Below are 15962 nucleotides of genomic sequence, written 5' to 3'. Positions count from 1 at the left end.
ATGTAAAGAAAAAAATATTCCAATTAGAATTGGAATCAACAGTGGATCTTTGGAAAAAAAATTTAAAGAGAAACATGGTGTTACTAGTAAGGCAATGATTGAAAGTTTAAAATATCATGTTGGAATATTGGAAGAGTTCGACTTTCATGACATAGTCATATCATTAAAGTCTAGTAGTATAAAACGCGCTGTGGAAGCTTATAAAATGGCTTCAGAGCTATATGAATATCCACTTCACATTGGTATTACAGAAGCTGGAACTAAGTTTGGTGGAACGATTAAAAGTTCGATCGGACTTGGAATACTATTATATGAAGGAATTGGTAGTACAATCAGAGTTAGTCTAAGTACAGATCCTGTCGAGGAAGTTAAAGTTGCAAAAGAAATGTTATCTGCTCTTGGGTTGTATAAAAAGCCAAAAATAGTTAGTTGTCCAACTTGTGGAAGACTTCAATATCACATGTTCCCTCTTGTTGAAAAGATAGAGAAATATTTAGAGTCTTTAGAAGACGATATCACAGTTGCCGTTATGGGTTGCGCTGTGAATGGACCAGGTGAAGCTAGTGCTGCAGATATCGGTATTGCTGGTGGTAGGGGTGAAGGTTTAATTTTTGTTGAAGGAAAGATTAAACGCAAAGTCAAAGAAGAAGATATGTTTGAGGAACTTAAAAAAGAAATTCAATTATACATAAGAAAAACGAAAGCCTAAGCTTTCGTTTTATTTTGCATAAAATGCTAAGAAATGAACTTCAACACCAATTAAGTTTACACCATCTGGTTCGTTATATTTTACAAACGAAACGATGAATACTTGTTCACTATTGTGAATAATATCGATGAATGCTTCAATTTGATCTAGGTTATCTGTATTAAAGTATACTTGAACTTCAATAATATCGAAATCTTCTTGTAAATCACGGTATACACTATCCGATGGGAATGTAACCTCTGTATTGATGTCAATATCTCGATCAAGTTCATGAGCCGCTGTAACACCGATTAACTCTAATTGTGCAACGATATAATTGATTAAAATATCATCGTTATATTGTTCTGGAACCATGTTATATAATTCATATAAATGATTTTCCTGAATGTCTCTGTTTGCTGAAACTACTTCATCTACTAAATCAATTTGCATTTGCGTTAATCTTGATTCAGCTTTTACTTCTTCTATTCTAGTATTAACGTTACCAAGCATAGCAGATCTTACAAGGAAAACGATCAATGCGATAGCAACAAGCATACCATAAAATATGTAATTACTGGCTTTTCTATTCAACATCTGGCGTCACCTCCAGTGTATATTGTACAACTTGATAAATTGAACCATAGTCTTCTTTATCAGAAGCACTCACTCCATATACCCAATCAAATGCTAAGTAATCATTTCTAAGTATTGGGAAATACTGATCATTGATCATTATGACTCTTATTAAAAGTGTTTCTGCTTCTACATTATAAATAATTTCTATAACTTCTCCTTCACGGAAATCAGAAGCGATATTAATTTCATCTAGATAATTATTTAAATCAACATTCAAATCCTGAAGTTGGTTTATATCTTGTTCGAAATTAATGATATCAAGATTGATTTCATGTAAATCACGTTCTGCTTCTTTTAAGATTAATCTATGTTCTAAATCACTGTTGTGTCCATTCACTTCTTCAAACTCTTCTGTAGCCAATCTAAATGGCACAAAGATAAAGAAGTAAGTTGCAACTACTGCAATTGTCCCTGCAATGATTACGTTCATATTAAATTGTCTTGCTCGTTTTACTTCTGGTAATAAATCAACATATACAAAATCACTAACCCCACGTTCACTTTTCTGATAAACATATTTTTTTGACATATTACCAGAATCCTTTCGGTTGCATTAAACTAGCTGCAAGAGGAATATAACATTCCTTATCGATTAGGGTATCTACTATTTTAGAGATTGTCTTCATATCAAACATTTCTGCTTTCATTAAAGCTCCCTCTTCATAGAAGTAATTATGAACTTGTTCATTGGTTAGTTTGGTTGACATATTAAATAATACGAGTTTTTCTATCGATTTATCACCGTTATTAATGTTGAATCGATAGTAGTTTGAAATCTTTGCGATTTCTTGATCTAAAGTATCTAAATACTTCTCACCCTCTAGTTCAGTAACATTTAAATTCTGAACAAGTGAGAAGATTGGTATTTCCTCATCAAAAATATATAACGAGTAACTATCATCAAAGATTGCTAAAAACATTATATCTGTTTCAAATTCCACCGTCATGTCATCGTGTTTACGATAGTAATATAAACGATGAAGTGCAAGTGGTGGAATATCTGTTTTAACTACTTGCATATTCATTTCAAAGAATAAATTTACATATGATTTGATTTCATGACGTGGTGCATAGAACATAATAACTTCATATGAATCTTCATTTTTTTTGTGAATAATATAGTCCATCTTCATGTCTTTAAAAGGAATCATTATTGTTTTCCCGATTTGGGCTTCAATGTAGTCCCCGATTTCAGATGGTTTGTAAATGATCGGAACTTCGATCTTTCTGAAAGTAAATAATTCTTCATGAACAATTAAGTTAACACGTCTACTTTTTATTTTAAATAATTTAAACGTGTCTTTAATTAGTTTCGTTAATTTTTCTTCCTTATAGATGATTCCGTTTTCAATTGTACCCGGTGCAAGTTTAACTGAAGAATATTTAAGTTTCTTCATGTTATAACCATCTTGTTTTTCAATAAAACTAAATTCTGTGTCTGTGAAGTAACAGTTAACTGACAATCTAGCCATTAAAACACCTTCTTCCCTTTATAAAAATAATGAAACATACCAATCAATAATCTGTTGCCCGAAAAAATAGGCCATCATGCTTCCAAAATATATGAATGGTACAAATGGTATATATTTATCTTTTCTGTTTCTAATAAATATACTAGCAACAATACCGCTTAATGCAGCAAAGAACAATGATAAAAATACTAGATTGTATCCTAAAAATATTCCTATCAAGAAATACAACTTGATATCTCCGCCACCAAGAGCTACTGTTTTGAATCTCATTTTCCCGTATAATGCAATAACATACATAAATATGAATGCTACTATTCCACCAATAATTCCAACGTGCCAAGGCATCGCATCACTTATGATACGCAAGGTCAAAATGATAGGTAAAAATACAAGTAAAATTATATCTGGTACAACTTTATAATATAAATCACTCACAGTTATAATGGTCATTAACGAAATAAATGATACTACCAATATATATTCTACCATATTTTCCTGTAAAATTATATAAGAAACTAAAAATAATGTCCCAGTTAATAACTCCATTAAGGGATATTTAATTGACACAGGTGTTTTGCACTTCGTACATTTACCACCAATCAAGATATATCCTAATACTGGAACTAATTCAAACCATCTTATTTTGTGGTCGCACATGTTACAGTGACTTCTTCCCATCAAAGTTTCTTTCCTTGGAACTCTGATTCCTAATACATTAAAGAAACTCCCAAAAATCAGACCTAAAACAAATATGTATATGTTAATCAATAACTCCATAATATCACCTTATTATATTGTACAATATTTTTGATCAAAAATCTATTGTCAGTCATAAAAAAAAGAGCCATTGGCTCTTAATTTTAAATATCAATCTGCGTCTGCGATTACTTGTGTTCTAGAACTTGCTGAAGGAACTTGTCCTTGAGTAAATTCCCAATCACCAGTCCCGTCTCTCTCTAAGTCTACTGTCCAACCTGAAGCTGTTTTAGTAGCTACGATCCCTGTATTGTTTGTGAAATCATAATCTGAAAGAGTAATACCCTCAACATAAGGACTTAATTCTGTCCAAGTTAAATCTTGATCTGAATCACAAGTTGTTTGTGAACAGTATAATTTAGCTGCATTTTCAATTGCTAAAGCATCTGCTAAGATAGAGTCTTTTTGCGTATTTTCGATAATAGTTCCAACTGCAGGAATAGCGAAAGCAGCAATAATACCCATAACCACGATTACGATTAGTAATTCTACTAAAGTAACACCTTTATTATTTCTCATTGTTTTTCCTCCTATTTTTTAACGAATGTTTTCTTATATAATATATCATTATTTATTGACTATGTCAATTTATTTCAAGTTATTTGAAAAAAATTTGAGCAATAAAATGATACGCTTATAACTGTTCTGTAAATGATAAACTTGGTAACATTACTGCAAGCATCATTACGATAATAAGTGCAAAGATAAACAGTAACAGTACTGGCTCGATTGATTTTTTCAATCTTTCAATTTTAACTTCTGAATCTTCATCATAGAAATTACTAAGATTTAAAAGCATTTGACCAAGTTCTCCTGTACGTTCTCCAACACTAATCATTCTTACGAATACTACTTCAACTCCATAATGTCCTTCAAATGCTTGTGACATATACTCACCGGCATTTACATTTTTCTGAGCTTGAATTATTAATTCTTTATATATTCTGTTTGATAATGTATCGTATGTTGTTATCAATGATTCCTGAAGTGGTACATGATTATTTAACATTTGTGATAATGTTGCTGCGATTCTTGATAAATTGTTTAAGATAACAACTTGACCAAAGATTGGCATTCTAATTGCAAGATATGAAATGAACTTTTGAAATCCTCTGCTTTTCTTGATTGCTATTCTAAAACCTATAATGAATAGAATAAGTCCAACTAGTAAACCAACAGCGTTTGCCTTAATTCCATTACCTACTGATATAAAGAATCTTGTGATTCCTGGCATTTGCACATCAGGCATTGAATTAAACATACCTTCAAACTGTGGCATTACTACAACCATTAGGAATATCCCAACCAATGCTGCTACTACTAAATAAATTACTGGCATCATCATTGTTGAGTTGATTGAGTTCTTTAATCTATATTGTGTTTCGAAATAATCAATTATTTGGCGTATCGCAGATTTTAAATCCCCTGTTTTCTCCCCTACTTGTACCATTGAAATCAGTATGTTCGGAAATTCCGTTGGGTATTCTTTATATGCTTCTGCTAATGTCTGTCCACTATTTACCTCATAGTAGATTCCGTATAATATACGGCGTATTGCCTTATCTTTTTGCTGTGTAGCAAGTATCTCAGATGCTTCATTTAATTTTACACCCGCATTTAATAAGGATGACATTTGCTTTAGATAGAAGATTAAATCTCTATCTTTAAGGATTTTACCAAATGTAATTCTATTTAGGGATTGTAAAACACTTTTTTGTTGGAATACTTCAATTGGTTTTAACGATTGTTCAATTAAGAACTTCTCAACCATTGCCTTTGAAGGAGCTTCCGTTATACCTTTTTTAATTTTACCATCTTTTAAACTTCTTGCACGGTATCTATAATCAAAAATTTTCATAGTTTCACTCCTAATCTAAGCTGATTCGCATAATTTCTTCTAGTGTAGTTAATCCTAGTCTTACTTTCTCTAATCCAGCTTCAAGAAGAAGTTTTGTACCATCTTTTTTAGCTTGTTCTAATACTTCATATTCATGTGCTTTATTTGAAATCATTTTTACGATATTTTCATTAACATCAAGAATTTCAAATATTGCAGTACGTCCTTTATATCCTTTTTGTCCGCAAATAGGACATCCTCTAGCTCTTTTAACTTTATTAATATCTATATTGTTTTTCGTAAATATCTCTTTTTCAGTTTTAGAAAGAGTTTCTTCAACTGCGCATGATTGACAAACTAATCTAACAAGTCTTTGCGCAACAACTCCACTTAATGAAGATGCTACTAAGAAGTCATCAATTCCCATATCTACAAGTCTTGTTAGTGTTTTAACAGCACTGTTGGTATGAATTGTACTTAAAACTAAATGCCCTGTTAGAGAGGCTTTAACTGCGATTTGAGCAGTTTCAGTATCACGAATCTCCCCAATCATTATAATGTTTGGATCTTGACGTAGAATTGAACGAAGGGCATTGGCAAATGTAAAATTAATCTCAGGATTAACATTTACCTGATTGATTCCTTCTAGTTCAATCTCCACAGGATCTTCAACTGTAATGATATTAATATCATCTCTATTTAATTGATCCAAAGACGCATAAAGTGTAGTCGTTTTCCCAGATCCAGTAGGACCTGAAACTAACACAATACCGTTTGGTCTTGATATTAGTCTTTCAAATATTTCTCTTTCACCATCATTAAGACCAAGTCTATCTAGTCCTTGATTATCTCTTGATAAATCCAGTACCCTCATAACGGCTTTTTCTCCACGTACTGTCGGTAATGTCGCAATACGTAAATCAATAGGTCTACCCTCAATTACAGTCTTAATACGACCATCCTGAGGTGTTCTTGTATCTGTAATATCCATATGAGACATTACTTTAATACGAGAAATTAATTTTGGTAAAATGATTTTTGGTAACATACGTTCTGTTGATAATACACCATCGATACGATATCTTATTTTAAACTCAATATCAGTAGGATCAATGTGAATATCTGATGCTTCTGTTTTAACTGCAGTTAATAAAATTTGATTCACTAATTGAATAATTGGTGATTCATTTTCATCATTATCAGTATCGTTTAACATTTCCTCATAAAACTTCTCTTCAGGTTTCTTTTCCTCAGAAACTTCAATACCTAATGATTTTAACGTTTTGTTAAATCCATAATATCTTGAAATAGCAGTTGCTATATCATTCTTAGTTGCCAATACTGTTTCTACATTCATTCCTGTACGTAATCTTACGTTTTCAATCGTAGGAAAATCGAGTGGGTCATTAGTCGCCACTACAATTCTTCTTCCGTGAATATTAATCGGCATGATACCAGCTTTTGTTACAAACTCTTCATCAAGCATTTTTAATACTTGTTCATCTATATACAAAAGTTGAATATTAACACGTTTAATAGCCAAAGATTTTTCTAAAGCATCAACGATTTGTGAATCAGTACAATATCCAAAACGGATTAAAGCTTCACCAATCTTTTCCCCTTTTTCCCTTTTACGTAAGGCTTCGTTTATTTGACGTTCTGTAACTACTCCTTGTTCAAATAAAACATCTCCAAGACGTTTCTGTACATTTCTTGCCATACAAACATCACTCCCTATCTATAATATATTAGTCAATGTTTACGATTTCTACCACTGGTGGGTAAAATTCGAATAAAATGTCATTATTGTAAATCTCATTACCATATATGTCTAATATTGTACGATTAACTACAACAATCATACCATCATAACCTGGAGCTGGATCTACTTCATTTGTTTCTTTAGTAATAAAGTCTATTTCTGTTACATCTTCGTTGATTGTAATTGTATCAACAAAATCTAAACCAAACATTGTTACTTCTATTTCATCAGTTTCAGTATCGTATTCAATCATAAATTTATATTCAGAATTATTCGGATTATAGAAACTAAAACTTGAATCTGTAACTTGGTTGATATAAGTGTTGCTACCTTTATGTGGGTAATTCTCTAACGTATATAAACCAAATTCAATAATTGGATCGTAATGAACTTCATGTATACTGAAATTTGTTGTTAATAATTGTTTTAGTATTGCTCTACTTAATATTGTCATTTCTGCATCAGATAACTCAGTTTTTAATTCATCTACTACATCATAAATCTCTTTGCTCTCAATTACAATGAACTCGTCTCCATATAAAGAAACAATCCCATCTATTAAATCCTGTCCATTAACACCATCAGGTACATCGAATCTTTGTGAACTGATTTCGATAATGCTCAAAGTCGGATCAACTAAATAATCTTCTACTCTTTTAGTTGAATATGTCTTCATTAATCCAGCGTCTCCTAAGATATCATTTATTAACCTTTGAATGTCAACGTTAGCTACAACTCCTTGAAGATATGGTAATCCTTCTATTTCGGTAATCGTATCTTGCCTATCTGTTCCAGATTCTTGATATTGAACAGTCAATTCATTTGTTTGCCCGTCCACAAGTCTAACCATCGATAATTCTATGTTGAACGAGAATAATTCTCTATCAAACTCATATGTGTAACCTTGATAAGTCAATTCGTATGTTATTTGATCATCGTTTAACCAATCAACATATTTTTCGTTTATTTTTGCATTGACCTCATTTTCGTGAAGTCCTCCTAAATATACACTACCTAGTATAGTATCTTCACTATAAGTTCCTGCTTTATAACCGAATAACATGTACCAAAAAATCAGTATCGTAACTAGTACAACTACTGAAATAATTGAGACATAAAGTATCGTTCCTATTTTACTGTTTTTGAATTGTGAATTCATAATCTCACCCTACCTACTCATATATACTATTTTTCTATCATTTCAATTATACTACAAAACGGCTTGATTTACAAAAAAATAAATAATTTTTTATTGCAACAAATGTGGTCCATATGTTTTACATTTTATTTTATAAGTGTTATAATAAAAAAGACCTATTTAACGAGGGAGGTTGTATGACTATGAAATTAAACAACAAAGGTTTTTCAATTCTAGAATTATTCGCAGTTATTTTCATTACAACACTAATTATTTTTCCATTGATAACAACATTGGTAAATAATATTGAAATCAATGACCGTGAACAAAAAAGACGCTCTGCATCAAATATTGCACAAGGTACTCTAGATGGTTTGAATAGAATATCTTATAACGATATTGAAACATTGGTTATAAACGCAAACGCATCAAGTCAATATTACATTGAGTTAAATAAAGACAACTGTAATATATTGAGTGCTGAAGATGAACTTTTATGTGATCAGTTGTTTGCAACTATATGGAATAATGTTTCATTTGAAGCTGCTGAATTTAGAGTGTTTATAATGAATTACAACTTACCACAATCATATATAGATAGCATGGTTGTTAATGGCAATATACCTAGTCAGGTTCAAACAATCATTGGGAATTTTACAGCAAATTCATCTGCAAATTTGGAATTGTATAATGTCATTATTTGGATAGAATATGACATTGATGACAATCGCACTTTAACACAAAAGGGGCTGTTTTCTAATGAATGATAATATTAGCAATAATAAAGGGGTTACTTTACTAGAGTTAATGATCAGTATTGGTGTAGGTAGTCTACTTATGATCATGTTAATTCAAGTATTAATGCTTAGTTTAGCTGCAAAAAATCAACTGGCTCAAGATACGAGATTGAGTAGTGAATCATATGTAATTTCAGAATCAATTGAATACAGAATATTTAACTTAGAACCACAAGAATTAGAATTAATGTCTGATACAGTTGATCGCACAGTTATTGAGTTAAGACACTTATTTGATTACACTGTTGATCCCGCTACAGGTGCAATTATTCCCGATACTTCTAATCCAATCACAGATATTCTTATACTTGAGAAATCTACTGGAATTATCACGTATAATGGTGTACAACTAAATGATCCATCTATTAGGATACTTGACATATCATCTATAGAATTAATATCTATTGATCCTGTCAATTGTGATCTTGGTGTTGAGTCATGTGAACAAGGTTTAATAAAACTAACACTTGTACTAGAGATTGTTTTACCAAACGGTCATCCGTTAGAACCACAAACGTTCATTACGACTATACTTGTATAAGATTTGAAATGCGAACTAAACTATGATATAATAGTTAGTTACAAAAGAGGAGGTGTCCACTCATGATGAAATTCATCAAAAAATTGTTTAATAATAATATTATTACAAACGAACAAGGTAGTACATTATCCATGGCGATAATTGTTATTGCTGTCTTGTCTTTTACTGTGACTACAGTAACGGGTGCCACAATAAGTTTAAGTAGTACAACAACACAACAAATTGAAAATACAAATGATGAGTCAGTAGGTATGGGGCTCATCACACAAGCACTTTCAGAAATGGAAGTCTACATAACAGCTGGTGGAACATACTCAGACTTTAATAATATCGAAGCACCAAGAATGCTTCTTGACTATAGCGTTGATGTAACAGATGTGACAGCTCAATTTCCTGATTTTGGAGATGTAAGTGGAGTTGAATCTTATGTATACAGATTCGCATACACTTTATCAAGTGGAACTGATCTGGTTAAATATGCATATATCTCTGTATCCGGTTCTACTGTTTCATCACCACATCCATTCCAATTTAGTTTAGGTACAAATGGTGACTTAGTTCTAAATGGTGGTTATTACGACGAAGTGGATATGTTTGGAAATAACATCTACATGTCAAACCAATCAGTTTGGTATGAGGATGACGTAATGTTCCAAAACTATTTAACTCCAACTGCGAGTGGAACTTTCCCTGATTTAGAAGATGGAAACAACAAATCAGACATGTACTTCACAAACGATTATTTATATTGTGATTTTGCATGTTACACAGAAGATCCAAACGCAATTAACAATACTGTAATTAATGATTCTGAATTCGAAGATGTACAAGGTAGTACATTACCTGAAAAAGGAAAAATAGAACCTGATAATATTACAGATTTCTTTACTAATTTTGATTTTGAATCTTACTTCTTAGATCAAATAACTCAAAACTTACCAACAGACAATCGTACAATAACAGATACTACTACTCTTCTTAACTGGGAAGATGTTATTAGAGATAATATGGATATCATTACATATTCTGGTAGACGTGGAAGAGCAACATATCCAAATACACCATATGTAGATCTTACCAACAATAATCGATACGATTGGGATAATGATAACATAGAAATTAAATTCGCAGGAGTATATGATGGGGATTTGATTATTAGAGAAAATATGAAAGTCAAAGATGATGACAACGAAGCTTTAGTTGTTCTTGGTAATTTAACCTTTGATTCTAGTGGACAAACTCAAAAAATAAACGGTACATTTGTTGTAGCTGGAAACCTATATTTCATGGGTGATGAAAAAGAATTTGATGATGCAATGTTTCTAGTAATGGGTGAAACGTACTTTGAAATGAATGATTTCGAAGGGTTAGACACTAAAGATAGTTCAAAAGCATTTACATTGTTATCTTATGATAATATTAGAATGAATAGTATAAATGAAACGAACGATAACTCAGATGCAAACGAATTTATTGGATTCTTCTATAGTGAAGAATCAATATACTTAGATGCAATCAACTCAAAAATTCAACTAACAGGAGCTTTATATGCTAAAGCAGCTGGAAACTCAGCAAATCCATTAGAGTATGAATATGAAGATGGATCACAGTTTAACGGTATAATGATCAATAGTTTTAGAGGATATGCAGTTGCCCAAGGTGGTTGGGAGTGGATCCCTGGATACGGCTGGTCATATGAATACAATATTGTATACGCTCCAAGTAACAGAGATGATAACAATAGATTCTACGTTTCTACATTGCGAGAGCAAGATTTTGATAAAGCATTCCTTAACTTACCTACATGGGACAATGTTACGGTAAGTGATGGAGTAGTTACATTCGAGAACAGTGAATGGAAATATGAATAAATAAAAAGACCAATTAATTGGTCTTTTTTTATAGTCCTTTAATACACTCACTCACTACTTCACTTATAGTAGGATGAGCATGAATAATATTCTTATATTCTTCGATACCAATATTATTGTACATGACAGATGTTACTTCATGTATTAAATCAGAAGCGTGAGGTCCAATGATATGACATCCAACAACAATGCCTTCTTCATCAACAATCATCTTCACAAATCCATCAGTTTCGTTTAAGCACTGTGCTTTTGCATTTGTCTTAAACATGAATTTGTTTATACGATAATTTGTACCTTCTAATTCTTGTTCAGTCTTTCCAACAGTAGCGATTTCAGGGAAAGTAAATACAACACTTGGGACTTGATCAAACCTGATGTTCTTCTCGTGTTTTTGAATATGTGCTAAAGCTTTGAATCCGTCATATGTCGCTTTATGCGCTAACATAAATTCACCATTAACATCTCCAATTGCATAAATACCTTTAACACTAGTTTCTTTATTCTCATTCACTATGATTCCTTGTCTTGTATAATCTATACCTAGAGAATCTAAATCAACTCCACCAAAGTTTGGGGAGCGACCTGTCGATACCAGTACATAATCTGTTTCGATCTCGAGCGTCTTCTTCTTGCCTTCAATCATTGCCTTGTATATACCGTCTTCTTGTTTAACTCCAAGGAACTTAGATTTAACATAAATATTAATTCCAGCGCGTTTGTATAAATTACGAGCGCGTTTTTTTACGTCTTTATCAAGTGGAGGCAATATTTCATCCATATATTCAACTAAATGAACTTCAGTTCCAAATTCATTAAATATTGATGCCATTTCACACCCGATAACACCAGCACCAACAATAACCATCTTTTTAGGCCATGTCTCAAGTGAAAGTATATCTCTTGAAGTATGAATAACATCTAAATCCTGTCCTTCGAATGGAATCATTGATGGTTTAGAACCAGTAGCTATAATAATGTTTTTGGTTTTGATTTCTTCACCATTAACTAAAACAGTATTCTTATCTATGATTGTTGCTTCACCTTCCATTAAATCAACATTCAACTTATTCAATGTTGTAATAATGTTTTTAACTTGAGATGCAACAATCTCTTCTTTTCTAATTTTCACTTTATTTAAATCAACATTATAGTTGTCAACTTCAATTCCAAATACATCAAGTGACTTCATCAATTTGATTTGTTTTGCATTGTGGTATAACGCTTTTGTAGGGATACAACCATAGTTTAGGCAAGTACCTCCAACAATATGTTTTTCAATTAAAACAACATCTAGTCCTAGTTCCTTAGCATGGATCGCAGTATCAAAACCACCTGGTCCAGCACCAATGATTACTAAGTCTCTCAAGATTCAATATCTCTAAACTTAACAATAGGTTTTCTTGCAGCTGTTGCTTCATCTAAACGTTTTACTACAGTATTATAAGGAGCACCTTTAACTAGTTCAGGATTCGTTCTAGCTTCATCAGCGACCTTTTTCATTATAGTAATAAAGTTATCAATTGTAGCTTTACTTTCTGTTTCAGGAGGTTCAATCATTAATGCCTCTTTGAATACTAGAGGGAAGTAAATAGTCGGTGGATGAACATCATAATCTAAAAGTCTTTTTGCGACATCTAATGTAGTCACATGACTAGATTTATCTTTTAATCCATCAAACACAAATTCATGTTTACAGATACCTTCAATTGGTAATAAGTAATCATCTTTTAATGATTCTTTGATGTAGTTTGCATTTAATACAGATAATTCACCAATGTGTTTGAAGTTTTCTTTACCGATAGATAATAGGTAGCTATACGCTTTTAAGACCACTCCAATATTACCGTAGAAATGGCTGATTTGACCTAATGTTGTATCATTATCAAATTCAATTGTAAATTGATCATTCTCTTTTTTAACAACAGGTTTTGGTAAGAACTCTACTAAGTGTTCGACAACACCAACAGGTCCACTACCTGGTCCTCCTCCACCGTGAGGTGTACTAAATGTTTTGTGTAGGTTGATATGCATAATGTCAAATCCCATGTCTCCTGGTCTTGCAAGTCCAAGAATTGGGTTAAGGTTTGCACCATCATAATATAGTAATCCACCAGCATCATGTACTAGTGTTTTAATTTCTAAGATGTCTTTCTCAAAAATTCCAAGTGTATTAGGATTTGTTAGCATGATTCCAGCTATTTCATCGTTTAACGCTTCTTTTAATGCTTCAACGTTTACAGTTCCATCCATATTAGATTTAACTTCTACAACGTCAAATCCTGCGACTGACGCAGTTGCTGGGTTTGTTCCATGTGCACTATCTGGAACAATAATCTTAGTACGTTTCTCATCACCTTGTTTTTGGTGGTACGCTTTTATAATCATTAAGCCAACTAACTCACCGTGAGCACCAGCATATGGGTTCAAGGTAAATGTATGTAATCCACTTAATTCACTTAAAATACGTTGTGTTTCATAATATGCTTCGAGTACACCTTGTGCCGCTTTAACAGGAGCATATGGATGTAAACTGAATTCTGGCATATTTGATAAGTCTTGATTTATTTTAGGGTTGTATTTCATTGTACAAGATCCAAGTGGATAGAATCCTTTTTCAATCCCAAAGTTCTTGAATGAAACGTTGGTATAATGTCTTACAGCTTCTAACTCAGAAACTTCTGGCAACATTGGTTCTTCTTTTCTTTTTAAGTCTTCAGATATTGAATAATCATTGAATTCACATTTTGGTAAGCTATATCCTTTTCTTCCAGGATTAGATATTTCGAAAATTAGTCTATCGTAATACATTAGGCTACCTCCAATACTGAAACTAGTAAATCTATTTCTTTTTTGGTTCTTTTCTCAGTAGCACTAAATAGTAAATGATTAACCATATTCTTATCGAATCTACTAAGATCAAGAGGTCCTAAAATACCATTATCAAATAATAAATCATTTAACTTGTCTACATTTTTAGTTGTTTTAATAACACAGTCTTTAAAGAATTCCTTGTTGAATACTGCTTCAAATCCATCTAACTTAGTAACTTGTTCATATAAATAATGAGTTGCATTAAATGAATTCATTTGCGCTTCTTTTAATCCTTTTTTACCCATTACAGATAAATACACAGTAACAAATAATGCTAGTAAACTCTGATTACTACAAATGTTACTATTTGCCTTTTCACGGCGTATATGTTGTTCCCTTGCTTGTAAAGTTAAAACAAATGCTCTCTTACCTTCTGTATCTTTTGTAACACCACAGATACGTCCCGGCATTTTCCTCATTAATTTAGTTGTTGTTGCTAAATAACCAATATAAGGTCCCCCATATCCTAGTGGAATACCAAGTGCTTGTGCATCACCAATAGCAATATCAACACCATATTCTTTTGGAGTTTTAAGTACAGATAATGTCGAAATATCACTATTCATAATGAATAATGACTTTGTTTCATCTAATATTTCACGATATCCTTCATAGTTTTCAATGATTCCGTAAAAGTTAGGAGATTGAACAATAATTCCTGCGTACTCTTTACTGTTTTTTGATTTTAAATCATCAATTGATGTTTCTCCATTTAATGAATCAACATAATCAATTGTGATATTTCTAAACTTTGCATAAGTTTTTAATACTTCAATTATATTTGGATTTACTGTTTTAGATACTAATATTTTGGATCTCTTTTTGGCTCCAATAGCCATAAACATAGCTTCTGCGGTTGCAGTTGCCCCATCGTACATTGATGCATTTGAAACATCCATACCTGTTAGTTCACAAATGTGTGATTGGTATTCAAAGATATACTGTAATGTTCCTTGAGAAATCTCAGGTTGATATGGTGTGTAAGCTGTTAAAAACTCTTGTCGCTCGATAATGTGACGTATCACACTTGGAGTGTAATGATCGTAAGCCCCAGCTCCTACAAATGGAATTAAAGTTGTATTTTTGTCAGCCAAATCTTGGAATCTACGTTGTAACTCTAATTCACTATGAGAAAATGGAACATTTAGATCTTGTCCCATTAATTCAGTAGGTATTTCGCTAAATAGGTCTTCGATATTGTCTACTCCAATCACCTCAAGCATTTCTTTGATGTCTTCTTCAGTATGAGGTAAATATTTAAACATATCTTGTTCCTCCTATTCGACTAATTCTTTATATTGTGTTGCGCTTAAAAGTGCTTCTAATTCAGATTTATCTTCAAGTTCAATTTTAACGATCCAGTTCTCGTATGGATCTTCATTAATTGATTCAGGGTTATCCTCTAAATCTTCATTGACCATAACTATAGTTCCCGATACAGGACTCACGATGTCTGATGCAGCTTTCACTGATTCTATAGCGCTGAATTCTCCACCTACAGTTACCTCGTCGTCTTCTTCTGGAAGTTCGACAAATACGATTTCTCCTAAACTTTCTTGTGCATAATCAGTAATTCCAATAAATGCAAAT

16 protein-coding genes are annotated in these 15962 nt (G+C 32.1%); 4 read left to right on the top strand and 12 right to left on the bottom strand.

Features of this window, described 5'->3' with window-relative positions; all coding sequences use genetic code 11:
- On the top strand, positions 1–709 hold a 709-nt coding region (locus AC2LE6_RS05755), incomplete at its 5' end, for a flavodoxin/ferredoxin-dependent (E)-4-hydroxy-3-methylbut-2-enyl-diphosphate synthase (RefSeq protein ID WP_484478306.1).
- Positions 710–718: 9 nt separating this feature from the next.
- Here AC2LE6_RS05755 and AC2LE6_RS05750 read toward each other — a convergent pair.
- From AC2LE6_RS05750 to AC2LE6_RS05715, 8 genes are all read right to left on the bottom strand, one after another.
- On the bottom strand, positions 719–1285 hold the full coding sequence (locus AC2LE6_RS05750) for a hypothetical protein (RefSeq protein WP_484478305.1): 567 nt from the start codon (positions 1283–1285) through the stop codon (positions 719–721).
- Positions 1275–1856, bottom strand: a complete 582-nt coding sequence (locus tag AC2LE6_RS05745; protein ID WP_484478304.1) for a hypothetical protein — start codon at positions 1854–1856, stop codon at positions 1275–1277. Before AC2LE6_RS05745 ends, AC2LE6_RS05750 begins: the two co-directional genes overlap by 11 nt.
- 1 nt (position 1857) lies before the next feature.
- Positions 1858–2799, bottom strand: coding sequence for a type IV pilus biogenesis protein PilM (gene pilM / locus AC2LE6_RS05740; protein WP_484478303.1), 942 nt, complete (start codon positions 2797–2799; stop codon positions 1858–1860).
- An 18-nt stretch (positions 2800–2817) separates the two neighbouring features.
- Entirely contained in the window at positions 2818–3576 is a 759-nt protein-coding gene (locus AC2LE6_RS05735) for a prepilin peptidase (protein ID WP_484478302.1), read from the bottom strand.
- 90 nt (positions 3577–3666) lie between these two features.
- A complete protein-coding gene (locus AC2LE6_RS05730) occupies positions 3667–4074 on the bottom strand; it encodes a type II secretion system protein (protein ID WP_484478301.1) in 408 nt (135 codons plus the stop codon).
- 115 nt (positions 4075–4189) lie between these two features.
- On the bottom strand, positions 4190–5413 hold the full coding sequence (locus AC2LE6_RS05725; protein ID WP_484478300.1) for a type II secretion system F family protein: 1224 nt from the start codon (positions 5411–5413) through the stop codon (positions 4190–4192).
- A gap of 10 nt (positions 5414–5423) precedes the next feature.
- Entirely contained in the window at positions 5424–7112 is a 1689-nt protein-coding gene (locus AC2LE6_RS05720) for a GspE/PulE family protein (RefSeq protein WP_484478299.1), read from the bottom strand.
- A 28-nt stretch (positions 7113–7140) separates the two neighbouring features.
- Positions 7141–8313 (bottom strand): hypothetical protein, encoded by a 1173-nt coding sequence (locus tag AC2LE6_RS05715; protein ID WP_484478298.1) that lies wholly within the window; start codon positions 8311–8313, stop codon positions 7141–7143.
- Between the two features lie 176 nt (positions 8314–8489).
- Here AC2LE6_RS05715 and AC2LE6_RS05710 point away from each other — a divergent pair, with 176 nt between their 5' ends.
- From AC2LE6_RS05710 to AC2LE6_RS05700, 3 genes are all read left to right on the top strand, one after another.
- Complete coding sequence (locus tag AC2LE6_RS05710; RefSeq protein ID WP_484478297.1) at positions 8490–9059, top strand: hypothetical protein; 570 nt, start codon at positions 8490–8492, stop codon at positions 9057–9059.
- Positions 9052–9630: a PulJ/GspJ family protein gene (locus AC2LE6_RS05705; protein ID WP_484478296.1), complete on the top strand. Its 579-nt coding sequence runs from the start codon at positions 9052–9054 to the stop codon at positions 9628–9630. Before AC2LE6_RS05710 ends, AC2LE6_RS05705 begins: the two co-directional genes overlap by 8 nt.
- 62 nt (positions 9631–9692) lie before the next feature.
- On the top strand, positions 9693–11501 hold the full coding sequence (locus tag AC2LE6_RS05700; RefSeq protein ID WP_484478295.1) for a hypothetical protein: 1809 nt from the start codon (positions 9693–9695) through the stop codon (positions 11499–11501).
- A gap of 28 nt (positions 11502–11529) precedes the next feature.
- Here the strand turns inward: AC2LE6_RS05700 and lpdA are convergent, their stop codons facing one another.
- The 4 genes from lpdA to gcvH form a co-directional block, all read right to left on the bottom strand.
- A complete protein-coding gene (gene lpdA, locus AC2LE6_RS05695) occupies positions 11530–12867 on the bottom strand; it encodes a dihydrolipoyl dehydrogenase (protein ID WP_484478294.1) in 1338 nt (445 codons plus the stop codon).
- Entirely contained in the window at positions 12864–14309 is a 1446-nt protein-coding gene (gene gcvPB, locus AC2LE6_RS05690) for an aminomethyl-transferring glycine dehydrogenase subunit GcvPB (RefSeq protein WP_484478293.1), read from the bottom strand. The genes lpdA and gcvPB overlap by 4 nt, the downstream gene beginning before the upstream one ends.
- Positions 14309–15637: an aminomethyl-transferring glycine dehydrogenase subunit GcvPA gene (gene gcvPA / locus AC2LE6_RS05685; protein WP_484478292.1), complete on the bottom strand. Its 1329-nt coding sequence runs from the start codon at positions 15635–15637 to the stop codon at positions 14309–14311. Before gcvPA ends, gcvPB begins: the two co-directional genes overlap by 1 nt.
- A 12-nt stretch (positions 15638–15649) precedes the next feature.
- Positions 15650–15962: glycine cleavage system protein GcvH (gene gcvH, locus AC2LE6_RS05680; protein WP_484478291.1), on the bottom strand; the 313-nt coding region annotated here is incomplete at its 5' end.

This window comes from Candidatus Izemoplasma sp. (genome assembly GCF_982632705.1).
The sequence above is the reverse complement of the archived record's forward strand: the minus strand, read 5'-3'. Positions and strand labels throughout refer to the sequence as shown.

Bases quoted from the DNA above. Each gene is read 5' to 3' on its own strand.
- AC2LE6_RS05705 (WP_484478296.1), top strand. From the start codon at position 9,052: ATGAATGATAATATTAGCAATAATAAAGGGGTTACTTTACTAGAGTTA.
- gcvPB (WP_484478293.1), bottom strand. From the start codon at position 14,309: ATGTATTACGATAGACTAATTTTCGAAATATCTAATCCTGGAAGAAAA.
- AC2LE6_RS05730 (WP_484478301.1), bottom strand. From the start codon at position 4,074: ATGAGAAATAATAAAGGTGTTACTTTAGTAGAATTACTAATCGTAATC.
- AC2LE6_RS05715 (WP_484478298.1), bottom strand. From the start codon at position 8,313: ATGAATTCACAATTCAAAAACAGTAAAATAGGAACGATACTTTATGTC.
- AC2LE6_RS05710 (WP_484478297.1), top strand. From the start codon at position 8,490: ATGACTATGAAATTAAACAACAAAGGTTTTTCAATTCTAGAATTATTC.
- gcvPA (WP_484478292.1), bottom strand. From the start codon at position 15,637: ATGTTTAAATATTTACCTCATACTGAAGAAGACATCAAAGAAATGCTT.
- pilM (WP_484478303.1), bottom strand. From the start codon at position 2,799: ATGGCTAGATTGTCAGTTAACTGTTACTTCACAGACACAGAATTTAGT.
- AC2LE6_RS05735 (WP_484478302.1), bottom strand. From the start codon at position 3,576: ATGGAGTTATTGATTAACATATACATATTTGTTTTAGGTCTGATTTTT.
- AC2LE6_RS05720 (WP_484478299.1), bottom strand. From the start codon at position 7,112: ATGGCAAGAAATGTACAGAAACGTCTTGGAGATGTTTTATTTGAACAA.
- AC2LE6_RS05725 (WP_484478300.1), bottom strand. From the start codon at position 5,413: ATGAAAATTTTTGATTATAGATACCGTGCAAGAAGTTTAAAAGATGGT.
- AC2LE6_RS05745 (WP_484478304.1), bottom strand. From the start codon at position 1,856: ATGTCAAAAAAATATGTTTATCAGAAAAGTGAACGTGGGGTTAGTGAT.
- AC2LE6_RS05700 (WP_484478295.1), top strand. From the start codon at position 9,693: ATGATGAAATTCATCAAAAAATTGTTTAATAATAATATTATTACAAAC.
- AC2LE6_RS05750 (WP_484478305.1), bottom strand. From the start codon at position 1,285: ATGTTGAATAGAAAAGCCAGTAATTACATATTTTATGGTATGCTTGTT.